This is a genomic window from Thermogemmatispora sp. (genome assembly GCF_019683635.1).
Lineage (GTDB): Bacteria > Chloroflexota > Ktedonobacteria > Ktedonobacterales > Ktedonobacteraceae > Thermogemmatispora.
On sequence record NZ_JADGIA010000045.1, the window covers coordinates 1 to 23,510 of the forward strand.

18 protein-coding genes are annotated in these 23,510 nt (G+C 62.7%); 9 read left to right on the forward strand and 9 right to left on the reverse strand.

The window, feature by feature from the left end; genetic code table 11:
* Together IRZ31_RS07315 and IRZ31_RS07320 are read left to right on the forward strand one after the other, a co-directional pair.
* Positions 1 to 278 (forward strand): CHAT domain-containing protein (locus tag IRZ31_RS07315; RefSeq protein ID WP_297151722.1); only part of this gene is annotated, 278 nt, incomplete at its 5' end.
* Positions 279 to 419: 141 nt separating this feature from the next.
* Positions 420 to 761 (forward strand): DUF971 domain-containing protein, encoded by a 342-nt coding sequence (locus IRZ31_RS07320; protein WP_297151725.1) that lies wholly within the window; start codon positions 420 to 422, stop codon positions 759 to 761.
* Between the two features lie 661 nt (positions 762 to 1,422).
* On the opposite strand, the gene IRZ31_RS07325 is transcribed toward IRZ31_RS07320, so the two are convergent.
* From IRZ31_RS07325 to IRZ31_RS07345, 5 genes are all read right to left on the reverse strand, one after another.
* The gene (locus IRZ31_RS07325; RefSeq protein ID WP_297151728.1) at positions 1,423 to 2,334 is read right to left on the reverse strand and encodes an oxygenase MpaB family protein; all 912 of its coding nucleotides are present in this window, start codon (positions 2,332 to 2,334) and stop codon (positions 1,423 to 1,425) included.
* A gap of 90 nt (positions 2,335 to 2,424) precedes the next feature.
* Positions 2,425 to 3,279 (reverse strand): SDR family oxidoreductase, encoded by an 855-nt coding sequence (locus IRZ31_RS07330; RefSeq protein ID WP_297151730.1) that lies wholly within the window; start codon positions 3,277 to 3,279, stop codon positions 2,425 to 2,427.
* Between the two features lie 158 nt (positions 3,280 to 3,437).
* Positions 3,438 to 4,142 (reverse strand): hypothetical protein, encoded by a 705-nt coding sequence (locus tag IRZ31_RS07335; RefSeq protein ID WP_297151733.1) that lies wholly within the window; start codon positions 4,140 to 4,142, stop codon positions 3,438 to 3,440.
* A gap of 145 nt (positions 4,143 to 4,287) precedes the next feature.
* On the reverse strand, positions 4,288 to 5,373 hold the full coding sequence (ltaE, locus tag IRZ31_RS07340; RefSeq protein ID WP_297151736.1) for a low-specificity L-threonine aldolase: 1,086 nt from the start codon (positions 5,371 to 5,373) through the stop codon (positions 4,288 to 4,290).
* A 222-nt stretch (positions 5,374 to 5,595) separates the two neighbouring features.
* A complete protein-coding gene (locus IRZ31_RS07345) occupies positions 5,596 to 8,346 on the reverse strand; it encodes a hypothetical protein (protein WP_297151739.1) in 2,751 nt (916 codons plus the stop codon).
* Positions 8,347 to 9,106: 760 nt separating this feature from the next.
* Here IRZ31_RS07345 and IRZ31_RS07350 point away from each other — a divergent pair.
* Entirely contained in the window at positions 9,107 to 9,568 is a 462-nt protein-coding gene (locus IRZ31_RS07350; RefSeq protein ID WP_112433527.1) for a hypothetical protein, read from the forward strand.
* 442 nt (positions 9,569 to 10,010) lie between these two features.
* Here the strand turns inward: IRZ31_RS07350 and IRZ31_RS07355 are convergent, their stop codons facing one another.
* The 3 genes from IRZ31_RS07355 to IRZ31_RS07365 all read right to left on the reverse strand — a co-directional run bounded on the left by IRZ31_RS07355 (position 10,011) and on the right by IRZ31_RS07365 (position 12,957).
* Positions 10,011 to 11,027, reverse strand: a complete 1,017-nt coding sequence (locus IRZ31_RS07355) for a carbohydrate kinase family protein (RefSeq protein ID WP_297151745.1) — start codon at positions 11,025 to 11,027, stop codon at positions 10,011 to 10,013.
* 546 nt (positions 11,028 to 11,573) lie between these two features.
* Complete coding sequence (locus IRZ31_RS07360; protein WP_146747308.1) at positions 11,574 to 11,852, reverse strand: hypothetical protein; 279 nt, start codon at positions 11,850 to 11,852, stop codon at positions 11,574 to 11,576.
* 157 nt (positions 11,853 to 12,009) lie between these two features.
* Positions 12,010 to 12,957: a DUF1464 family protein gene (locus tag IRZ31_RS07365; RefSeq protein ID WP_112433533.1), complete on the reverse strand. Its 948-nt coding sequence runs from the start codon at positions 12,955 to 12,957 to the stop codon at positions 12,010 to 12,012.
* A gap of 809 nt (positions 12,958 to 13,766) precedes the next feature.
* On the opposite strand from IRZ31_RS07365, the gene IRZ31_RS07370 reads away from it, so the two are divergent.
* Together IRZ31_RS07370 and IRZ31_RS07375 are read left to right on the forward strand one after the other, a co-directional pair.
* Positions 13,767 to 16,841: a GAF domain-containing protein gene (locus tag IRZ31_RS07370; protein WP_297151752.1), complete on the forward strand. Its 3,075-nt coding sequence runs from the start codon at positions 13,767 to 13,769 to the stop codon at positions 16,839 to 16,841.
* Between the two features lie 22 nt (positions 16,842 to 16,863).
* Entirely contained in the window at positions 16,864 to 17,565 is a 702-nt protein-coding gene (locus IRZ31_RS07375) for an HD domain-containing protein (RefSeq protein WP_112433537.1), read from the forward strand.
* A 90-nt stretch (positions 17,566 to 17,655) separates the two neighbouring features.
* Here the strand turns inward: IRZ31_RS07375 and IRZ31_RS07380 are convergent, their stop codons facing one another.
* On the reverse strand, positions 17,656 to 18,951 hold the full coding sequence (locus IRZ31_RS07380; protein ID WP_297151758.1) for a hypothetical protein: 1,296 nt from the start codon (positions 18,949 to 18,951) through the stop codon (positions 17,656 to 17,658).
* Between the two features lie 337 nt (positions 18,952 to 19,288).
* Between IRZ31_RS07380 and IRZ31_RS07385 the strand changes: the two genes are divergently transcribed.
* The 4 genes from IRZ31_RS07385 to IRZ31_RS07400 all read left to right on the forward strand — a co-directional run bounded on the left by IRZ31_RS07385 (position 19,289) and on the right by IRZ31_RS07400 (position 23,507).
* On the forward strand, positions 19,289 to 19,726 hold the full coding sequence (locus tag IRZ31_RS07385) for a carbon monoxide dehydrogenase subunit G (protein WP_297151761.1): 438 nt from the start codon (positions 19,289 to 19,291) through the stop codon (positions 19,724 to 19,726).
* Between the two features lie 573 nt (positions 19,727 to 20,299).
* Entirely contained in the window at positions 20,300 to 21,685 is a 1,386-nt protein-coding gene (hemA, locus tag IRZ31_RS07390) for a glutamyl-tRNA reductase (protein WP_297151764.1), read from the forward strand.
* Positions 21,576 to 22,532: a hydroxymethylbilane synthase gene (gene hemC / locus IRZ31_RS07395; protein ID WP_297151767.1), complete on the forward strand. Its 957-nt coding sequence runs from the start codon at positions 21,576 to 21,578 to the stop codon at positions 22,530 to 22,532. Before hemA ends, hemC begins: the two co-directional genes overlap by 110 nt.
* A gap of 45 nt (positions 22,533 to 22,577) precedes the next feature.
* Entirely contained in the window at positions 22,578 to 23,507 is a 930-nt protein-coding gene (locus IRZ31_RS07400) for a uroporphyrinogen-III synthase (protein ID WP_297151771.1), read from the forward strand.
* Positions 23,508 to 23,510: the final 3 nt, after the last annotated feature.

The window sequence follows — 23,510 nt, forward strand, 5'->3', positions numbered from 1 at the left end:
GGGTGGATGAGGTCATGGGCCTGGGGCGGGGCTTTCTCTATGCCGGAGCTGCTTCGCTGCTGCCAACGCTGTGGAAGGTGGATGACGCCAGTAGTGCCGAGCTGATGGCGCTCTTCTACGAAGGGTTACTGGCCGGTCGCCCCAAGGTCATGGCCCTGGCCGAGGCTCAGCGCGCTTTTCTGGCCCGGACGCGCTCTTCGACACATGCTTGCTATGCCCATCCCTATTTCTGGGCGGCCTATCAGCTGATCGGCGACCCGGGTCCTCTGCTCCAGTGAACTGGCCATCGCTGGGAAGTTGGCAATAGGATATAATTGGGGCTGGATGGAGCATGAAAGAGGGGCGCGTGGCAGTGAGCGGCGAGGGCTGCCGCCGTGGCTGGCCTCCTCGCCAACGCACGTGCTTCAAGGAGCGGATCGATGCAAGAAGAGCGCGATGTTTTCCCCACGTCCTTTCTGCTGGATGACCAGCAGCGGCGCCTGATCTTGAGCTGGAGTGACGGGCATGAGAGCGTCCACTCCTGGGAGAATCTGCGCCGGGCCTGCCCCTGTGCTTTCTGTGCTGGCGAAGGCGGGGCCCCGGGCATGTTACAGCGCCGGCAGCAATTGAATAGAGAAGAGACAACGCTGGTCAATCTGGAGCCGGTGGGACGCTATGGTCTGACCCCTATCTGGGAGGATGGCCATCGAACGGGCATCTTTACCTTTGAAAAACTGCGTCAGCTTTGTGAATGCCCGCAGTGTCGTCCCAGCGGCAGGTAGGACAAGAACAATCCAGAAGTCCTGTTCCTCTTAACAAAGGCGGCGCTCTGAGCCATAGTAGTAAATGTAGTGCATCTAGACAATGGCAGACATGCATATCTCGCTACAGAAGAGTGAGCGCCGTCTTTGTGAAAGGAGGTTCTCCATGAGCGGAGGAAGCTCACCTGTGCACGAGAGCGCCTCAGCGCGCCGCCATCCAGGGCGCCTGCTCTCAGGGTGGACGGTTCGCCTGCTGGTTGCTTTTGTGATAAGCTGGCTGCTGCTGCTGGCGTTCTTTGCAAGTGGAGCTGTCTCACACTAGCATGGAATAGAGGTCTGCCGCGCAGGTGCCTCTTGGTTGGCCCGGTGGCTGGTGGTCGCCTGCGCTTCTGGCTCCCTCTATTGATCCCCGCGCCCGGCTGGCAGCCAGCGGGATCTGACCGGCCAGGAAGCTGGTTCCTTCCCGGCCCGGACAGGTCACCGCTTGCTGCTTGCGTTGTTGCCTGCTGTCGGACTTGGCTTCTTTCTCTACGCCAGCCCTCTGCTGTCTCTCCCCATTCAGAACCGCCGCGCCGACCGCCGTATCTCTTCAGCGCCGACTCTGGTCAGGTTGTTAACCCTCCCATCTCCTCTACTTAGGTGCGCTTGTTAGATGCACTTGTGCCTCTGCCCGCTTTGGATCTCAGGCTGAGGCGCGTGCCTCGCGCACTGAGCGGGCGTATGCTCGCAAGCGGGCCGATGAGATGCGACGTTCGATGATGTGCTGCGTCACCGGCAGGGTGCGCAGCCTGAGTGGCAGGTGTGGGAGCGTGCTGCGCAGTCCCTGCATGACCAGGTCAAACGCTTGCTGGTGCCCGGGCCCCCAGGGATAGCCATAGAGGCTGCGCACCCGTTCCGGCAGCAGCCCACAGGTGATCAAGAAATGGAAGTGCAGCACAGGACGAAAGACGGTTGGCAGGGGGGGAAACAGCACAGTATGGGCCAGACGGCGCGCCTGGGGGGTGGCCGCTAGCTGATCGCTCTGGACCATCTCCTCGACGTAGCGCTGCAGCTCAGCCAACGTCGCCGGCATATATCTGGGCTGCAGTCCGAGCAGGCGCGCCTGGGCCTTACTCTCCTGATAGTAGCGCTCCTGTTCCTCGGCTGTCAGCGGTCCGATCAGGCTGGTATAGAGCAGCAGCGCCGTGTCTACCAGGGTAGCGTGAACCCAGAGGAGCAGCTCCTGGTCGCGGGCACGGTAGAAGGTGCCGCGGCGATAAGCGCCGGCGTCCTGAGATAGATGGCCGAAGACGCCGGCGTGGAGCCGGTTAATGGTGCGGGCCGCCTCATGGGCCTCGGGTCTGTCTGCGAAAGTCAGGATCTGGCCGAGCATGAACGTGTGCAGGGTGCGTGCCGCCGGATCGGTAAGGTAGCTGCTATGAGTATAGACGCCCTCGGCCACCAGCGGGTGGGCGATCTGCAGCAGAACCGCGCGCGCACCTCCCAGCAGAATGGCGGCCTCGCGTGTAACTTTCCAGGTCACACTCTCGGGGCCGTAGTAACCGTAAAGGCCAGCCTCTGCTCGTCCTGACTCCACTTGTCTGGCCTCTCTCATCTGTGTTCTCCTCGTTTGCTTCCGAGTAGGCCCTGCCTCAAGCTCCCTCCTCTCTCACTCTCGCCATGCTCTAGAGCTATGTCTGCCTTTTTATGCTGGCTCCTGATGGGTCCTCTGGAGCTGAGCCAGGCGCTGCTGAAAGGCGCGTCCCATCAGCTCCTCAGCCTTCTCAGGATCTTGCTGCATGACTTGCAGAATCAGAGCCGTGTCGCGATCCGGCGCCAGCGTCAGATCGTGCTGGTCGTGCAGGGCCGCCTGGATCATTTCCTCGGCAACCTGCTCGGGTGTGAGCAGAGCCTGAATGTTGAGGAGCTGGGAGTCGGCCTCGGCCTGCTGCACCATTGGCGTGTCTACCCAAGAGGGATAGACCGTTGTGATGCCGATGCCGCTGCCATAGAGTTCCGCCCGCAGCGTGGCGGCGAAGCCGCGCACGGCCCACTTGCTCGCGCAGTAGCCACTGAGGGCGGGCACTGGCAGCTTGCCGGCGACCGACGAGAGAAGGATGAAGTGGCCTCGGCCCTGGCGGCGCATAGTAGGTAAAGCTGCCTTGACGCAGTGGAAGGTGCCCATGAAGTTAATGGCCAGCAGCGCCTCCATGTCACGGGCGGTGAAGCTGTCGATCGGCCCACCCCGTCCGATGCCAGCGCTGGTGACCACCAGATCGAGGTGACCGCCGTCAAGGGCCGTCGCCTGGCGCATCAGCTCCTCGACCTGGGCTTCAACGGTGACGTCGGTGACAACAGTCAGGACCTTGCCACGCTCCTGCTTCTGGCCGCTGCTCTCCTGCTGTAAGCGCTGAGCGGCCTCCATTAGGCCGCCCTGGTTAATGTCGGCAAGCACGACGTGTGCGCCTCGCTCGTGGAGAAGACGGGCCGTTGCCAGGCCGATGCCGCTGGCTGCCCCTGTGACGACGGCCACGGCGTTCGCAATCGCTGTCACTGTCATTGCTCGCAGCTCCTCTCGCTTTCGCTCTGCTCTCTTCAAGCTGTGCGCTCTCTGGCCTTGTGCTGCTCCACAGAGTGGCAGAACAAGGCTCCTGTGCGGATTCTACCGCGTCCGAGAGGGAGCTGCAAGGTCACGCGGGGACGGGCCGCGGCTGCTGCTCAGTGTGATTGCGGTGGCAGGACCTCGGGACTTGGGGGGCTTTCTTCGGGATAAGAGACCAGCGGCTGGGTGTAGCGCCTGGCGGAGGCGGCCTTTTCCTCTGGGGCGGGCGTGGAGATATCTGGGGACGCGCCCGTGGTGGCCTGCGTCTGCGCCGGGTAACCCTGATGGTAAGGCGTGTAGGGCGGCTCGTCGACTCTGCTCGCGGGCGCCTCTGGGGCTGTGACTGGGGCATTGGCACAGGGCGGTGAGGCTGGCGTAGGCCCTGGCGTCCCAAACAGGCCCGTAAGGCTCGATCCCAGGCTGCTGATGATGATGCAGAAGACCAGGGCCAGCAGGAGCCAGCTCCAGGAGCCATTTACCATCAGCAACGCAATAGCTAACAGCCAGACAAAGCCGTTCAGGCCAGCGATCAATCGTCCCCGGGCCAGAGACTGGAAAAGGTAGCTCACGGCTAAACCGGCGAAGAAAAGGGGAAACAGCAGGCCCCAGCGACCGCTAAAGAGCGCATAGGCAGCTCCGGCAAAAGTTATGAGCATCACAACGGTGCCCAGAGCGGCCAAAGGGCCGGCATAGAGGCGCTGCTGCCAGCGGTAGGCGCGTGCCTGCTGACGTACCTGTTGTCGATAGAGCCGGGCTTGCAGGCGAGCCTGCCGGCGAGCGGCTTTCATCTGCTGACGCCAGTCTGGAGAATTGCCCATCATGACCCTGTTCCTCGCTTTACTAGCTCTCCCTTGCCCCTGGCGAGGGAAGCGTAAAGGGAGAGGAGGCCCTCTTCTGTGATAGACGCAATAACAAACCCGTGCTCCAATGCCCCGATTTTCTTCCACCGGCTGAGGCTGCCACCCCTTAAGAGAGGCGCCCCACGCGCGTTCGGGGCAGCGTTGCCTCAAGCGTGCGCTTGATGGCCAGCAGCGCCCTCTCGATGTGAGAGCGCTCGATGCCATAGTGGGTCACGGCGCGCAGCAGACCGTTTCCCATGCTGCTCAGGAGCACGCCCTCGTCCTTGAGGCGAGCCAGAAACTCGGCGCAACGCTCCTCCGGCAAAGCACGCTCACCATCGTGCAGGCGGAAAATCACAATATTGGTCTGTACGCGCTGAGCATCCAGCTTGACCTGGGGCAAGTCAGCCAGACCCTGGGCCAGAAGACGGGCATGGGCGTGGTCCTCCGCCAGGCGCTCCACCATCTGCTCCAGGGCCACGATGCCTGCAGCCGCCAGTACTCCGGCCTGACGCAGTCCCCCGCCAAGGACCTTGCGCACCCAGCGTGCACGTTCAATAAAGTCCCGGCTGCCTACCAGCAGCGAACCAACGGGAGCACTCAGCCCTTTCGAGAGACAAAACATCACTGAGTCAGCCTCGGCCACAAGCTGACTGACAGGTACGCCGAGAGCCACCGCTGCGTTGAAGATCCGCGCTCCGTCGACGTGCACTTTCAGCCCACGAGCATGAGCCAGGCGACAGAGGGCTGTCATCTGCTCCAGCGAGAGCGCACAGCCGCCGCAGCGGTTATGCGTGTTCTCCAGACACAGTAGAGCAGTTGGGGGCGTGTGCTCATCGCTCTCATCGGTAATAGCTGCCGCCAGCTGTTCCTGATCGAAGCCGCCATCTGGCTGGTTTGGTACGACCCAGAGCTGAATACCGCCCAGGCGGGCTGCTCCCCCGCCCTCGTAGCGATAGATATGGGCCTGGTCGCCAACGATGGCCGCCGCGCCGCGTGGCACGTGCGTCAGCAGGGCTGTGGTATTGCCCATCGTCCCGCTGGTCACGAAGAGCGCCGCCTCCTTACCAAGACGCTGCGCCGCCAGCTCCTGCAAGCGGTTCACCGTTGGATCTTCGCCGTAAACATCATCGCCTACCTCAGCATGATACATCGCCTCCCGCATAGCCGGCGTCGGCTGGGTCACGGTATCACTACGCAGGTCAATTACCATCGTACTCTGTACTCTCCTTCTTGCCTGTTCTCTCTGCTGGCAGCAGAGGCTGTGCAGGAGCATGCTCTTTCAGTATATCGCACAGACCGCAATGGTGTGGGCAGTTGCTCGGCAAGACAAGCAAGAGGCTCCATGCTGACCACACTATGCCGATCAGCATGGAGCCTCTGCTAAGGATCAGGCAGAATTGCCAGCGCTAGCAGTGTTCTGGATAGGTGTTGATCAATGTAAGGTTCCGAAGAGACGGATCATGGCGAAGGTAGAAGCGCCAGTGGTCTCGTTCTGGCGGACCTGGAGCATCACCAGGGCCTTATCGCTTGGGTTCCCTAGCGAATCGAAACTGATGCGCCCGCTGGCGCCTTCGAAGGCTGGCAGGGGGCCGTTCCCAAGGGCATCGAGCATGGCGCGCACATTGTCACCATTGAGCGAACCCTTGACGTAGGAGGCCGCGCGAGCAATTACACGCACCGCGTCGTAGGTCATGATCGCGTTCTGATCGGGGGGCGGTGCGTTATTGGCGCTCTCCTTCTGGTTCTGGAAGATTCCGGCCCAGTCAGTAAAGAGCGTCGGCTGCTCCAGGGAGGGCACATTATTCCACTCGCTTGGATCGGCATAGGCCAGTGCATAAATCCGCTGCATATCTTCGGGGAAAGAGCGTGCCAGCAAGGCGTCCTCGCTGTCCCCTTCGCCCAGGAGCAAGCGAGTAGCGACCGCCGGGCCGGCCAGGACCTTCAAGTTGGCCAGTGCCGTATTAGCGGGCTGTGCGCGTGACAGGATACCGATCTCATGAGCCAGGCGCACCGCATCGACGTCGGTACCGGCCAGGAAGATCACGTCGGCCTGGTGGGCCAGCGCGTCGGCGATAGCCGTGCTATAGCCCTCCACCGGCGTCGTCTGAGTGACGAAGGTATCGCGCGCACTATCGACCACGTGACCATTCAGCATCTGGACGCGAGCCACGAAAGCGTTGGCCAGCGCCGTACTGGCTGCATCCGTTGGCGAGCGCATCACCAGGATCGCGTTGGCGTGCAACTGCTGCAGCGCAAACTCAGCGAGGGCGTCGCCCTGGACATTGTAGGGAGGACTGATGCGAAAGAAATACGGATTACCCACCAGATTCACATCGGGCGCCAATTGTGACACCAGTGGCAGATGGGCAGAAGCGATCAGATCGCGCGCAGCCTGAGTCTGGCTGCTGGAGGGCCAGCCGACCACTCCGATGATGTGATCCAGGTTATCCGCCTGCGTCACACGATTGACAATATCGTGTGCCACCTCGGTCACACTGGCCTTATCGGGAGGAGAGCCAGCGATCAGGATACGCAGCTGATAATTATGAGGCAACCAGGCGAACTCATTGATCTCGTACTGAGCCACATAGATGGCCTGGAGCATGGAGCGAGTTGCCGCCAGGGACTGTGGATCGTTGGGGTTGAAGCTCAGACCCACCACGATCGTCACGAACGGCTGGCCATTCTGCTCGATCAGCAGATTCTGGCTGTAGATCAGGGCCTCGGCATCGGTGGGATCGAGCGCGATGGCGGAGTTTAGGGCACTGGCCGCGGTATCCAGATCACCCGTCTGCAGAGCGCGAGCGGCGGTCTGTTTTTGTGCGACGTCCTTGCGCCCGGCGTAAGAGTCCAGCACAAAGCGTCCGTCGCTGACAGCGATGCCGCGTGTCTGCCAGCTCTGCTGTTCATGGTTCAGCTCCTGCTGCCAGGCAGCGGCGGCCTGGCGAGCCTGCTGAGCCGTGGCGGTCTGCTGAGCCAGGGCGGTAGCAGTCGCTGCGGGATTGGGGGCCCCTGTTGACAGCGGAGCGCGCTGGGCGGCCACGATAATGCCCCCCACCAGTAAGGCAAAGACCAGGAGCATCACCGCGGCGAAGGTCAAGGTAGAGCGGCGCGTACCAGAGCGACGTCGAGGCTGGGCGCGGCCAGGCGGTAGCGCCCCTGTCGAAGGCGACAGTGAGGTCTCCTCGCCTCCTCGTCGCGACGAAGCGGCTGCGATGGCTGCCAGTTCCTGCAGCATCTGGGCCGGGCGCAGATAGCGCTGAGCAGCGGCCACGCGCAGGCCACGCGCCAGAATAGCCTCCATGCGAGCTGAAACCTGGGGGTTCAGCCGGCGGATTGGCGGATAGAAAAAGGCCATGTGCTGGCGCGGATCGTAGGTCGTCAGGGCATAGTAGAGCGTTGCCGCAACCCCATACAGATCGGTGCGTGTATCGGTCACGCCGTGGAACTGCTCGGGGGCGAAAAAGCCAGCGATGGCCTTGCCCTGCATCTCTGGGGGGAGGTGGGGAGAAAAAAGCGGCATCAGAATCAAAGAGACCTGACGGCCATCTGGGCTGATGATCACCGTCTCCGGGCTGATTGCGCCGTGGACCAACGGCGGTTCCTGCGAGGCCAGAACCTGGACCATCTCGCACAGCTGTCGCCCGTACTCAGCGACCAGACGTTCGGGCAATGGCTCCCCCTGTTGCTCGACAAGCTGGGCCAGGCTCTGCCCCTCGGGATGCTGAAGCACAATGTAGTAGCAGCCACGCTCGCTGAACACGTCGATCAGATGAGGAAAGCCACGGTGCTGGCCCAGTTCAGCCAGACGCTGCGCGCTCATGCGTAACTCTTGCTCCAGTCGGGCAGCCTTCTCGGCGGTGGGGATCACCTCGCGAATCAACACCAGCCGGCTCACCGACTGCGCATCCCTGGCCAGCCACGCCTTCCCCTGATCGTACTGGCTACGTGGGAGGGGCAGCTCCTCAACAATACGATAACGCCCCTCGCGTAGAACATCGCCGCGCAGCACCGGGCGCGTGGCAACCAGACTGAGCGGCCTCGACACCGTGGTGACCAGCTCGCGGCTTTCCTGACCTAAAGATAGCGGGCGGCTCCCTCTGTCGGGCAGGCGGCCATAACCACAGCGTGGACACCCCCCATTCAGCGGTTCCCCTTCAAAGTGGCATTGAGGACAGCGCATAGGTCTTCCTTCCAGCTAAGGTCTGTTGACAGACGCACAGTTGTTCCTTCGTGTGCGCTTGGGAATGAACTGCTTTGCATACACAAGACAAACGGGCGGAGCTGGCACCCTCTCCTTCGCTCGCTTCTCTCTGGCTCGCCTATGCCTGAACAGACGTCTCTTCTCGCCTCATGCCGCTGGTAGACGGAGAAGTCGCAAGCAAGGCCATCCTCTCCTGGCGCTGTGCTTGTGCCCTGCTGTCTTACTCGACTGCCAGGCAGGCAGAACGAGGCTAAACGCCCCAGTGTCCTGCCCACCCTTTGGGCGGGACTGGCCGCTTGTCTTATGTACGCCTAGTCTGGCTACGCTTCTGCTCCTGTCTGTCTTGCTCTGTCTCCAGAGAATATCGTGCTCAGGCTTATCCTGTCAAAATGGTAAACCCAAGGCCCTACCTTCTTCATGAGATAGGAGAAAATGGCCATCGCATTGCTGGTTGAAACAAGGGAGCGGTTATGGTACCATTCTCTCTAGCAGAGAAAGGACTCTCCCTTCTTGGGCCTGCCCGGGGATTGCGTCATAGCATTCCCAAGGCATTCCCGGCAGGAACCACGTCAGAGCAAGCGTGGAAGGATGCCGCCAGGCATGCCGCTCGCTCGGCTCGGCTCAGGCCATCGATCGAGCACGACACGCGAGGGAACCAGGGGTGCCATTTCTGGCGTGGTTATAGTGGATATAGAGGTTGTTCCTCCAGGGGTTGTTGAGTTTAGTCTAAGGAGCTGTCATGAGTGAGCTGATTCTCTCTGCTATGCTCCCCCGGCGGCAGGGACCTGTCGTAGAGCTGAGCGCCGAAGAACGCGCGACCTTGATCACCATTCTTGATCTCCTCATTCCTGCAGATGGTGACTTTCCCCCGCCCTCCAGTCTCCATTTGATTGACGAGTTCCTGCGTTACCTCCGTGCTGAGGCATTCCGTTACCCATCGCTTTCCCTGAGTCTGCCCCGTTTGCGCGCTGTGTTGCGCGACCTCAATCTCGCCGCCGACGGCAACTTCTGCAAAGCCAGCCCCGAGCTTCAGCAAACGATTCTCTGGCAGCTGGAGCAACGTGATCCGGCCTTTTTCCAGGCTCTGTGGACGCTGGCCAATCACAGCTACTATGCCCGTCTCGCCATGCGAGGCCGTGCCAGTGCCCCGGCCCCTCTCTCAGCCCCTGCTTCGGCGCCAGCGCCAGCGGCAGAGCGCTGAGCAAGAGACCCCAGGACCATCTATCTGGCTTCTCATCTCTTGTTCGCCGTTGCCATGCTCCTCAAGAGCAGGCGTGGAGGGTGTGAGCGAGCCTGAAGATGAGTGTAGATAGTATGGCCGGTAGAGGAAGGAATGTTTGGAACGTCGGTGGCGGGCCCGGCAGAGGACGTCTCTTCTCATGGCCTGGTTCCTCTCTGCGCTGGCGCAAGGACCAGCGAGACAGCTTCGGCGCGGGCCACGCCCCTCCATCGCAGCCCGCTTCCCACGGGGGATTAGCGGCTACACCAAAGGGCTTCCGTCATGCCCGATCGCTTGATCACCTCACATCTCTACGACCTCCTCCCCTGACCTCCGAACGAAGGACTCCAACGAGCCGGGCTTGCGTTAGATGATTTCCGCGGCCTCCCTCCTCCGAGACCGCTGAGGCCGAGTCAGGCGTCGCTCAGGGAGCGCTGTGTCGCAGGCGTTCCAGCTCAGCGGCGTCGGGGACGGCGGCGCTTCCTGTTAAGGCGGTCGTCGCCAGACTGCCGCAGATGGTGCCGCAGCGCAGGGCCTCGGGTAGTGAGTAGCCGTGGAGCAGAGCATAGATAAAGCCAGCATCAAAGGCATCCCCTGCCCCAGTCGGATCAATCACCTCGCTTACTGGCCAGGCCGGGCAGTGCCATAACTGCTCTCCCCGGCAAGCGAGCGCGCCCTCGGCCCCTAACTTGACCACCACCAGCGGGGCCAGTTGTGCCAACTGACGGGCGGCGCTCTCGGGATCGCGCGCCCCAGTCAGGGCCTCCGCCTCCAGACGATTGGGGAGAAAGACCGTGCACTGTCGAAGCACCTCCGGCACCCGCCGGTCGCCTAGCAGCCTGGGATGCCAGCCGGTGTCAAGAAAAACCTCGATCCGCTGCTCGGCAAACAGCTCCAGGGCAGGCCCCAGGGCTGGATGCAGATGGAGAAAGACGGCCCGCCAGCGATAGTGCTGAAGCAGAGCGCGCAGCTCGGGGAGCGAGAGCGGTGGCAGCAGCTCCGTCGCCAGTGCCGGGGCCTCCTCTCGACTGGCAGACCCGGCTGAGGCGGCGCTTGGAGAGAGAGAGGCAGCCGCCGAGCTGGAAGGGGCAGGGCGCTCAACGTAGGAAACGAAGCCACGCTCGTCGTCGTGGACCAGCGCCACGCTCAAGGCGGCAATGCGCTGCTCGCGCTGCCGCACCAGATCGCTGCAGATGCCGGCTCGTCTGATCTCTTCGAGCAGGTAGCGACTCAAACAGTCGTTTCCCAGCTCGCCGAGCAGGGCCACCCGCAGGCCAAGACGGCTCAACGCCGCTGCCGTGTTAAAGACCGCTCCTGCACCGATCGCGAAGCGTGTCGCGTAGATCTCCTTTCCGGGCGCCGGCCAGTGAGGAAGGCCGCTGAAGATGAGATCTACGCACGGATTACCGATTACCAGCACATCAAAGTCGTTGCATTCCACTGCCAGAGACACCTATTCCATACCCGCCTATGCTCGTGATCCACCCGCTACCTGCTCGCCACTGGCTCTGGCTGACGGCTCAGACCAGGCGAACACAGGCAGATGGTCCGCAGCGTAGGCGCCGGATCAGGCTGTCGAGCCACTGCATGAGAGCTGCAAGCGCCGGACAGATCAGCCTGCTGACCGTATGCTAGGCCAGAGGCCTGGTGCTGTCAAGAGGAGATCAGACGGCGCTATGGGGGGAGAGGGCTGGCGGTCCATCCAAACGAGTTGGAAAGCACGAGAGGGAGGCACCGCAGCCTGGGGCACCACAGCCTGGGGCACCGCAGCCTGGGCCAGCCCGGCGAGCCTTCCCGCAGCGCGTGAAGCAACAGCGCCAGGCAGGTCAGGCGTTGATCCCCAGAAGGGGCAAAGCAGACGCCGAGAGCACGGGGGAGAACCATGACTGAGCTATGCCTGGGCCTGGCCTCTCATTCCTTGCTTGGCTTCAATCCGCTAGACAAAGCTTGTTTGTTGATTGCTCATTTTTACCGTCGATAGAGCGTCTCAGGGAGGGGGATGAGGTGGCTCCTCTTCCGTTTCCTGTTCCTGGCCCGCCGTCAGGTTGCCCGGCATTCGTCCATGCTTGACCACGAAGCCGTGTGGATAGGGACGGAGATCGATCAGGTTCACCTTTTGGCCGAAGCGTGTCAGCAGTTGTCGGCACTGCTCTTCTGCCTCAGCGCGCGAAGAAGCGTAGATGGGTTCCAAATGGTGATACTGGCTATCGCCAAGCGTATATTCCACTATCCAGAGGATTTTCTGCGGCGTTGACTGGTCAGTCATAGCAGCGTGCCACCCTTTCGGCAGAAGTTGTGCAGATTGACCACCCCAAGGTCCCGCACCTGGGCGAACGGCAGGCCGTGGTTCTTCCTGGCTGCCTCTAATATGACGAATGCCGCGCGGAAGGATCAAACGATACCGTCGATTTTTTACTGAACTACTAAAAAACAGGGACGGATCTCCAAAGTTGCAGATGCTGCACAACCTCTGCAGCCAGGCTGCGGGGATGTTGGAGGCCGGAGGCGATCAAAGCGGCGCCCAGAGCGGCCTCGAAGCCGTGGGGTTCGTGGGGAGCATAGGGGAAATAGTAGAGCTGATAGACCTCACCAAGGCGGGTGGCCAGCGTCTCACTGCGCCGGCCACTGATCACCACCTCATCCAGATGATGGATGGCCAGCAAGCCGGCCAGATCGCGCAGCAGTCCCTCCCAATATGCCTGCTCGAAGAGGCCCTCTGTCGGCGCCGTGGCCAGAGGCAGCAGAGGCAAGGTAAGATCCTGTGGTGTCCCGTGGACACCATTAGTCAGATAGCCATCCTCAACCACCAGTATCTTCCAGGAAGCGCTGTGTGCCTCCAGCACCAGAAAGCGCATCTCCGGCCAGCTGGCCTCACGCTGGCGCAGGCGATAAAGCAGCGTGACCACGTGACAAACCGCTGCTGGGCTGCTGGGCAGGCGCTCCAGCAGCAGGCGATAAGCTGGTACCGTGGGCAGGTGGGCCAGGCTGGGGAGCACATAGCTATGGAGATTCAGGCTGCGCAGCGTCTCCACGAAGCTCGTCAATACCAGCGGGGGACCCTCCTGCGCTGGCGGCAGAGCCTCGCTCACGGTGCTGGCTGCTGGCGTGCTTGGGGGAAAGAGCGGCTCATCATAGCCTGCCGTCAAAGCGTTGACCTGCTCAGACACCAGGCGATCGAGCCGCTCAAGGGGCAGACCATTGCCCGCCGCCAGCGTAATCACCGGTTCAGGGAAGAGGGCACAGAGGCGAGTCAGGCTGGCCAGCAGCTCGGCGGGCGACGCGAAACAGTGGTATTCCGGCGGCTGGGCCTCATCAAGCAAACAGAGCTTCCAGCTTCTGCGACCGTAGTCGATGCCAATGCTCAGGCTCATAGTCAGTCTACTCCCACGTCCCACTCCGCCAAAGAGCGGCGCATGGACAGGCGTACTCCGTATTTGTCCTCGCTTGACCCTCTTTCTGCTCCACCACCCACGGCTCAGTTTGGCCTTTGCCTGAAATTATAGCATGCCGCTAGGCCCTCGTGCATCCTCTGCGGGCCGTCCGTCTCTGGGCCACTGGCAAGAGTGGGGCACAGTGGGCCAAAGCCAACAGAGGAAGCAAGCGTCAACGCGGGCAGGAAGCGGTTCCCGAGAGGGACAGGAGTTTTCGCCCGTGCTCTTCAGCCCCTTGACAGATATTCTTAGTGATGGGACAATAAGAGCATAAGATACTAGCAGACGAGCACCATGAACGTGAAGCCGGCAGGCCGCCGGAGTCAGGGCCTGGCTTGGGCTGTTGGACCCTGGCCACCATCGTCTCGCCTTCTCAGACGCTTACCTGCCGGCACAGGTGGCGAGCCGAGCAAGGTAGAGAAGTGAGCCAGCGGCTGGCTTGTACCTGAGCCTGTGGAGGCTGGCGAGGCTAGTGCTTGTGCCACCAGTGGCAGGATGCTGAGGTCAGGGTCTGCAGTAGGTGGACGGATGCCGCTCTGTGCCGGGGCCCAGCCAGCGCTCGTACCCGTGCGCCTGTCCGTCGCGCGGCTCCACGAAGGCTGGTCGCCGCGAAACTGCCTTTCCCCTCTGCTTGCTCGTCTTCCCAGCCTGCAGCCCCTGTCTGCGAGGAAGCAGAGCGGTCGCTCTCAGCGTGACAACAGACGACCAGGTTCTGTCAGTCAGTCTGGAAATAATGCGAGGTCGTATGCATGCCGTCGCAGGAACAGCCTGCCTCTAGCCAGAGCAGTGAACACCAGCGCTTGCTAAGCGCTTTACGTGAGAGCGAGATTCTCCGCGAGCTGGCTGGCCTGCTGGCCTCCTCTTTGGATCTGGACCGCGTGCTGCAGGTGCTGGTGCAGCGGACAACCGAGGTTTGCCAGGTTGGGCGCTGCGCTGTCTGGCTTCATGACGAGGAGCGCCAGCTGTTGCGCCCCGTTGTCTACCACCTGGCGCGCGAGCTTGTTGACGCCAAACGTCAGCGCATCGCAGATCAGCTCTGGTATCGCAGTACCATTCCCACAACGAACCCGCTTATGAGCCGCCTGCTCAGCGGGCGTGCGATGCTGTATGTATACGATCTGCGTGATGAGCGCTCGCTGCGGGCTTTGGCCGAGCTATTCCTCGTGCGTTCCATCCTGCTGGTCGCTCTTGTCCGTGAAGATCGACCGGTTGGCGTGATGTCGCTGGACAACCCGGGGGAACATGGGAGCTTCTCGGCGGAGCAACAGCAGCTTGCGCGAGCCATCGGCCAACAGGCGGCGGTGGCGATCGATAACGCGCGCCTCTACCAGCGGGCTGAGAGCGAGCGCCGGCGGGCTGAGCAGCTGATTGAGCGATCTCAGGCTATCTATCAGGTAGCGATGGCCGTCAACTCCGACGAAGATCTGCCGACGATCCTGGAGATCGCCACCCAGCAGCTGCGGCAGGTCTTAGGGGCTGACACAGGCAAAATTCTTCTCCTGGAGGAAGGGCGGCTCTATCTGCCCTGCACCACCGAAGAGACGGATGAGGGGCAGGCGGAAGCGCAGGGACGGCCTCAAAAGGAGGTCTCAACAGGGGGAAGTGAGAGAAGCATCGTTGGGCAGCCGCCCAAAGCCTTTATGCCGTCGCGGGGGCGTATAGCCGCCTCGCTGGACGAGCTACCTTTCTGCCGCCAGGCGGCCACGAGCGGCGTGCCGCTCTTTGTCTCGCTTGATCGTCTGGGCATCAGTGAGCTGCATTGGTTTCAGACGCAGAATCTAGGGCATACGCTGATTACGCCGCTGATGGTGGGGGTACGCTCACCCTTGTCCACGGACGAGCAGAGCCAATCTGGTCAGCGCTGTGTGGGCCTGGCCTTCGTCAGCTTCAGTGATCCCCACTTTCGGCCCTCCAAGGACCACTATACCTTTGCCCAGGACATCGCTGCCCAGTGTGCTCTGGCGGTCCAGAAGACCCAGTTGCTGGAGCAGGCGCGCCGCGCCGCCTTACTGGCGACCGAGAGGGCCAATACGCTCAACGCTGTCTTTCATGCCATGACCGAGGGCATCTCGGTGCTCGACATGCAAGGGCGGCTCTTGATGGCCAATGCCACCGCGCGCGAGTTCGTCGGGGGGCGTCTGGAGGGGGAGGTCACCCTGGAGGAGCTGCTGCGTCGTCAGCCCGTCTACACGTTGCAGGGGCAGCCGCTGCGCAGCGAAGATTTCCCCCTGGCCCGCGCCCTGCGTGGCGAGCAGGTGCGAGGTGAGCGTTTCATCACGCGCCGCGCCGATGGGCGGGAACGCATCCTTGAAATCAACGTCGCACCTCTCCTGGCCCCGACCGGCCAGCAGCTTGGGGTCGTCAGCGCCTTCCGCGACATCACGTCCCAGACGCGGATCGAGCAGCACATTCATCAAGCCCTGGAGACCATGCTGCGCATGGCGGAAGCGCTCTCCGGGCTGACCGAGGTGACGGCCATCCTGCGCAGCGTGCTGAGCATGGCGCTGCAGGCCCTGGATTGTCAGCGCGGGCTGGTGGCGCTCTATGACCCGGAACAGGGCCGGCCTGGTGAGCGTCTCCACCTGGAGCGGGAGCTGTACGATAATGGTCTGCTGGCCAGCCTGCCAGGGGCGAGTGAGCGCCGAGACCTCGGCCAGGTCGAAGCTCAGCAGCTTGACTGGTTGCTCACAGCCTTGCTGGACTACGAAGATTATTTTCTCCAGTTGAGTGCAGGCCATGCCTTCATTCTCACGCCCGGCCAGTTTCTGCACCTGCGCCGCCTTAGCCGTGGCCACGGCCATAGTCGGGGCAGCCAGTTGCCGGCTCTGCCCCCAAACGCCAGCCGCTGGCTGACCTTAGTGGCGCCCATCACCCACAGCGGGCGCTTGCTCGGCGTCATGCTCCTGATGCGTCCCTCGACCTTCCCGTTTGGAGAAAGCGAGAGCGCTGATGAAGAGAGCGAGCCGCAGTACGAGTTTACAATCTGGGAGATGGCGGTTATCGAGGGGGTCGCGCAGCTAGCCGGGCTGGCCATCGAGCAGGCTCACTGGCAGCACGAAGCCATCGCCGCCCGCGCCAGCGAGGCCGCTATGCGCGAGGCCAACGCCCTCAAAGATGAGTTCCTGGCCATTACTGCCCATGAGTTCCGCTCACCGCTCACCGTCATCCTGACCAATGCCCAATATGCCAGGCGCACCCTCAACCGCGGCAGCGGCCCGCGCCAGCGCGAGCGCTTGCTCGAACAATTGGGGATGATCGAAGAGCAGACGCGCCTGCTGACCAATATCGTCAACACCTTCCTGGAGGCCACCCAGCTCAACCGTGGGCAGCTTGTCATTGCCCGCGAGCGGGTTGACCTGGAGGAGCTGGCCCAGCAGGTAGTAGCCCAGCATCGCACGGCCACAGCCCTCCATGATCTGATCTGTCGCGTTGATGAAAGCGGACGCCCGTATCTGGTCAGCGGCGATCGCGAGCGCCTGCTCCAGGTGCTTGTCAACCTCATTCAGAATGCGATAAAATACAGCCCGCAGGGTGGGCCAGTGCTCCTCTCGCTCTGCCGCTGTCCGCAAACGGACGGCAATCTGATCCAGGTAGAGGTAGAGGATCGCGGCATTGGCATCCCGCCAGAGGCCAGGGAACATCTCTTTGAACGCTTCTATCGCGCCCCCAACACTGGTACCGGCCAGGCGCGAGGCCTGGGCCTGGGTCTCTACTTTGTCGCTGAGATCCTGCGCATGCACGGCGGTTCGATCCGCGTAGAGAGCAGTGGCGTACCTGGCGAGGGGAGTCGCTTTATCTTGACGCTCCCAGCCCTGCAGAACTGAAGCGTAGAGCAGGAGTGAGCAGGTGTCAGAGGCAAAAGAAGAGCAGGCGGAGCCTGCTGAACTGCGAGGTTGGTTGCTGGAGCTGGCGCGTGCCACCATGCTGCGTGAGGGAGGCAGCGATGTGGCGCACGATATGGATCATATTCTGCGGGTGATGACCCTGGCCGAGACGATTCAGCGGCGTGAGGGAGGCGAGCTGTCGGTTATTTGGGCGGCGGTGGCTCTGCACGATATCGGCCAGGAGCGGGAGCGTCGGCAGGGCGGCGACCACGCGCTGATTGGGGCCCAGATGGCCGCCGAGCTGCTGCGCGGTACGATCTTTCCCCAGGAGGCGATCCCGGCAGTGCAGGAAGCCATCGCCGATCATCGCCTGACCGCGGGCCGGCGACCGCGCTCTCTGGAGGGCCAGGTGCTCTACGATGCCGATAAACTGGATGCGCTGGGCGCCATTGGGATCGGACGCTTATATATGATCACTGGTCGGCGCGGACAACGGGTCTATGCCCCCCTACCGGAGGACCTGGTATTGCCTCTTACCCCGCTGCGTGTGCGCGAGCTACGCGATCGCCCGGATTATTCCCCCTCAATCGAATTTCGCCTTCTCTTTACAGATCTGCCTGAACGGCTCTGCACGGACACAGGACGCCAGTTGGCCCGGCAGCGCTACGCCTTCATGTGCGAGTTCTTCCGGCGCCTGGAGGCGGAGGCGCGTGGCGAGTGCTAGCCAGGACAGGCCGGGCCGGGCCGGTCAGAGCGGAAGCGGCTTCGCTGGCGTGGAGCGGGGAGCCGTGTCCTGTGCTGTGCTGTGCTAGCGCTAACCATTGCCTGGCTGCGAGCGCTCGGCGTCGCTACTGAGCGGTGTGCTTTCGAGCACGACGTAGTGAAAAGGCGTCTCGCGCTGGGTGGGAGCGCTCAGGTGAACCGTGAACCCCCGTCCTGGCTGGAGCGATACGTATTGCACCACCACTGGCCCCGGGTCCCCTGTTAAGGTCACCAACACGACACTGGTCTCGCTGACCGCGGGGCAGTTCACAGCAATTTCGCCCTGTCCACGTGTAAAGCAGCTTTTCCCAATTTGCCAGCGGAAAGAGGGAAGGGGTATGCTTGCCACAGCAGGAGCTGGCCACTCTTGGCGGCCTGGGCGCGCTGCGGGACCAGATGGCGATGGCGGCAGAGAGCGCTCCGACGGCGATGGTAGAGCAGATGGACCCGGGCGCGGAGCAGCGCCGGCAGGAGAAGGATAGCCGCTACCTAGCGCGGGGAGCGGACGTGTAGTCTGGGAAGGCGCTGTCAGGCCCGGGCCAGCCAGTGCAGAGGGGGGGCTGGCGAGCTTGGGAGCGGCCTCCAGGCGCACACGCGTTGTCCGTCCGGCCAGGCGTTGAGAAGAGGGGCGCGTCGTCTCTCGCGGCTGAGGCAAGGCCGCCGGCACTCTTGCACCAGTGGCTTCCCTGACCCCACTCTCGTGACCGCTGCCGACCGGCGGGATAGCCACGTTGGAAGAAGAGACCATAAGCGGCTTCTCCGTGGGGGGCTCGGGCGCGGGTCCAGGGACCGACGGCGTGGTCACAATGGCGTTTGCGCTGGTCGACGATGCCCCTGCCTCGCTTTCAGCTGGCAAAGCTGGCAGCACAGCCGTGACCGGCGCCGGTGAGCGCTGGCCCGGCTGCCGCACCTTGCCCAAAGCGGCAAGAGAGGCGGTGACACGCCGCGCGAAAGCGGCCAGCACACGATTCGCCGCCAGCTTCTCCGCCTCTTCCTTTTCGTGCTCGTGGGCTGCGCTGCTCTGAGTAGCAGGAGCAGCTGCGGGCCGGGGCGACTCCTGCTCTGTCGTGGCGTCCCCTGCTGCTGACGGAATCGCCAACTCGCGCGACTGCAGGCTCAGGCGCGGCGGAACCAGCCCGGCTGACCGAGCATCAGCCTGGCGGGCGCGGACCAGCTCTTCTTCCCCGGATTCCTCTTCCTCCAGGGGTTCGTTGCTCGCACGCTCGGCGAGTACATCCTCGACGGAGGCCGACAACCGCTTGCGGCCTCGCTCGGCTCGCCTGCGCCAATGGAGCTGTTCTTGTTGCTGTTGTTGCTCGATATTGATGTCTTCTTCTCTCCGAACCATGATGCTTCCCTTCCAGACGAACACGTACACATTGCGGCGCTGGAGAGATCTGGCCTCTCTACATACGCTGATACTCGATAGCACGTTTTCAGGCAGTATAACACAAAGAGGGACAGAGGGAAGGGGAAGATAGCACATTTAGGCCAGAGGGCTGGGGTGGCTCAATGCATAGGAATATAAGGTATCCTCAATCTTGCGGGCTTGAAAGTGCTCTGGCGAGTGGCTAGAATAAAGCCCGACGTTGCCCAGTGGTCAGGAGCTGCTTCTCAAGCAGGCTGGCTGACTGAGGAACGCCGTACATACCAGTTATTTCGCTGATGCAAAAGGATGGATCTGGATGAAGTTCAACGGTACGTATAAGTTTCATGCACCTAGCCAACGTGTCTTTGAAGCTATTTTGAATCCGGCGGTGCTGAAGCAGTGTATTCCTGGTTGCGAGGCTGTCGAATATGCGGACGAGAACCATCTGAAGGTGACGCTGTCGCTGCCGATCCCGGGGCTGAAGGGGACCTACACGGCCCTGCTCAACATTGTCCAGCGTCAGGTGCCCAATCTGCTCGTACTGCAGTTGCAGCGTCAGGGGCGCGGTGGCTCCATCGATGCCACAGCTCAGATCACACTGGCCGATGAGCCAGATGGCACCCTGCTCTCCTACGATGCCAATGCTGAGATGAGCGGCCCGATCGCTGTTGCGAACAATCCTGTGGGGCAGGGGGTGGCCAAGAATTCTCTCAGCACCTTCTTCAAGAACCTGGAAAAGGTGCTGGCTGCCTAGGAGGCTCGGGCCACTTCGCTGCTGTCCCAGCTTGTCTTTCAGCCAGAGAATACTCTAAAGCGTACGTCGTTTCTCTCCTTACTTCTGCTTTTTGCCAGGCAGGCACCTAAGAGACCGGGGATTTTTGGCGCCAGAGGTCTCAGTTGCCCGCCTGGTTTCTTTTCTTCTATTTAATCTTTCTCAGGTAGTGATTTTGAGAGGCAGCTGTGAGCCAGCGCGGAGCATGACTTCTATTCTGCGCGGGGCTGGCCGGTGCCTGGCCGTTCTCTAGCTTCTTGCTCACTGGCGGCCAGGGCCCCCGAGTGGTACTATATTAGTACAACAGCGCAGGAGCGTGGCCCGGGCGAGGGCAGCATGGCGGCTGGTGGGCTGGTGATCTCTGCGGCCTGCGGAGCGGCCCACGCGGTCGCCCTCTTTTTTTTAGCAAATTCCACCTGAGACAAAATACGGTAATTACCTGATGAGATATCCGGGGATTCGGCCTTGACTCTTCAGAGAGAATCGCTAAAATCTCCATAGACCGCCAATGATTTGAGATTTTAGAGATTTCTTCTGTGAGCTGTTGAGGAGAGCATGCAGATTGTCCTGGTAGGCGTTGATCACACTTCGGCGCCGATTCAGTTGCGTGAGCAGCTAGCCTGTGCGACGCGTCAGGTGGCGGCGCTCTTGCGGGCGGTGCGCCAGGTGGCACAGGAGGCGGTGCTGCTATCAACCTGCAACCGTTTCGAACTCTACGCGGTCTGCTCGGAGGAGGAGCACAGTGGGCGCGAGGCTTTGCTCGGGGTGCTCTGCGAACAGCGTGGTGTGGAGCGGGCGTCGCTGGAGCAGCACTGCTACACGTATACCGACCTGGAGGCGGCGCGGCACCTGTTCGGCGTGGCCTGCGGCTTATATTCACTGATCCCGGGGGAGCCGCAGATTCAGGGGCAGGTGGCCGAGGCCCTGGAGTTGGCCCAGGGAGGGAGCTTTGCCGGGCCGGTGCTCTCGGCCCTCTTCCGCGCGGCGCTGGTCACAGGTAAGCGGGCACGTCGCGAAACAGGCATCAGTCGACGGGCGGTCTCGATCAGCCATGCGGCGGTCCAATTGGCGCGCCAGCTCTTTCCGCGTCTCAACGAGGCCTCAGTCTTGCTCGTCGGCTCGGGTCAGATGAGCGAGCTGGCGGCACGTAATTTGTGTGACAACGGAGCGCGCCGCCTCATCATTGTTAATCGCACCGCGGAGCATGCCCGGCAGCTGGTAGAGCAGCTTGGGGAGCGGGCCGCCTTCCGCCCTTTTAGCGAGCTGCCGGAGGTGCTGGTGGAGGCGGATGTCGTCATTACTTCAACCACGGCCCCCCATACGGTGGTCACCGAGGAAATGATGCGGGCGGTTCTGCCGCGGCGGCAGGGGCGCCCGCTGCTTATCATTGATATTGCCTTGCCGCGCGATGTTGATCCGGCGGTGGGAGCGCTGCCCGAGGTTCACCTCTACAATATTGATGATCTGCGCCTGGTAGTCGATGAAGGCATTCGCTTGCGTCTGCAGGAAGTGGCCCAGGTTGAGCGCATCGTCGCCGAGGAGGTCGAGGCTTTTGCGCGCTGGCTCAGCTCGCTGAGCGTGACTGCGACGATCGTCGAGCTGCGCGAGCGCGTGGAGTCCTTCCGTCAGCAGGAGCTGGCGCGCACCTTGCGCCAACTCTCGCCCTCGCTCTCGGAGCGCGAGCTGGCGGCCATCCAGGAGCTGACCACCCGCCTGATGAATAAGGTGCTCCATAAGCCGGTGACGCGCCTCAAGGAGGCCGCCGCTGCCGGGCGTGGCCATGTCTACGCCGAGGCGCTGCGCTATCTCTTTGATTTGGAAGTGGCGACGGATGAACAGACTAGTGATCGGGACACGCGCCAGCAAGCTGGCCCTGGCTCAGACGCAGACAGTGATCGCCAGGCTGCAGCAGCTGTATCGCGAGTTGGAGATCGTCATTGAGCCGATTCATACACACGGGGACCGCGTGACGGAGGCCCCGCTGGCGCGGATTGGCGGTGATGGGGTCTTTGTGACGGAGATCGAGCGCGCCCTGCGGGCGGGGGTGGTCGATCTGGCGGTCCATAGCCTGAAGGATCTGCCAACGGCGCCGCCGGAGGGCCTTCTGGTTCTGGTGCCAGGGCCGCGCGAGGATGTGCGGGATGTACTGGTGCGCCGCCGCGACTTTCTTGGCTCGCCTGCCGAGCCTGGAGTGCGCATAGGGACCTGCAGCCTGCGCCGCGCGGCTCAATTGCGCGCGCTCTATCCGCAGGCGCAGATCCTGCCCTTGCGTGGCAATGTGGATACACGTCTGCGCAAGCTGGAGGCCGGCGACTACGATCTGATTGTGCTGGCCGCGGCGGGCCTGCGCCGTCTCGGTCTCTCTGAGGGGCTGGCGGATCGCCTGGAGTGCTTGCCGGTAGAGACGCTGCTCCCGGCTCCTGGCCAGGGAGCTTTAGCTCTGGAGCTGCGGGCAGATTCGGAGCTGCTGCCACTGCTGGCCCCGCTCAACGATGTGGAGGTGCAGGCGGCCACGAGCGCTGAGCGCGCTTTTATGCGCCATTTGGGGGCCGGCTGCTATCTGCCAGTCGCGGCCTATGCCTGGCTGGCTGACGGACGCCTGCATCTGCGGGCCCTGGTAATCAGCCTGGACGGACGCCGGGCGGTGCGGGTCCAGGGAAGCGTGGCCTGGCATGCCGGGCAGGCTCCGCGCCTGGCGGCTCAGCTGGGAATGATGCTGGCCGAGCAGGCCCTGGCACAGGGGGCCGAGGAGATTATCGCCGAGATCCGCGCTGCCAGCACGGTTTGAGCTGGATGAGGCTCAGGCTACAACAAGCAAGGAGGAGGTGCGCTGATGGTGGCCGTTGAGGATCAGGGGCAGCCCCTGCGCGGGCGGACGATCCTGGTCACGCGCGCTCAGGAGCAGGCCGAGGCGCTCAGCAGCCGTCTGCAGGCTCTTGGGGCGGAAACGCTGTGTTTCCCTGTGATTCGCCTGGTGCCGCCAGACGATTGGGCGCCGCTTGATCGTGCCTTGCAGCGCCTGGCAGCTGGTCGCGAGAATGGACGCACTCCCTATGATTGGCTGGTCTTTACCAGTGTCAACGGGGTGCGTTTCTGTGTTGAGCGCCTGCGAACCCTGGGGCTGGAGCCGTCCCTGCTGAGCACGGGGGGGGCGCGAGTGGCGGCTATTGGACCGGCCACAGCGGCAGCGCTGGCTGAGCATGGCGTGAGTGGGGTGCTGGTGCCCGAGGAGTATGTGGCTGAGCAGGTAGCCGCTGCCTTGCTGGCGGAATGCCAGCGTCAGGGGGTGGCCCCTGCGGGGCAGCGCGTACTGTTAGCCCGTGCCGCCGAGGCCCGGCGTGTGCTGGCCGAGGCTCTGCAGCAGGCCGGCATGCTGGTCGAGGAGGTGCCAGCCTATCGCACCCTGCCGGCGGCTGGCGATGATCCGCGCGGACAGCAGGTGCTGACCTTGATTGAAGCGGGGCGCCTCTCGCTGGCTAGCTTTACCAGCTCATCGACGGTACGCTCTTTTGTGCACTGGCTGGAGCAGGCGATGGGCACGCGAGCAGCCGGAGCCTCGCCCGGTGTCCTCTTAGCCCGTCAAGGCGTGGTGATCGCCTGCATTGGCCCCATTACCGCCGCCACGGCGCGGGCGCTGGGCCTGCAGGTTGCCATCGAAGCCCAGCCTTTTACTATCGAGGGGCTGGTTGCGGCCATCGTAGCCTACTATCGTCAGCAGACCCAGGCTTCTCAGGGACAGGCAGTTCAAGACTCCGCCCGGTGAGAC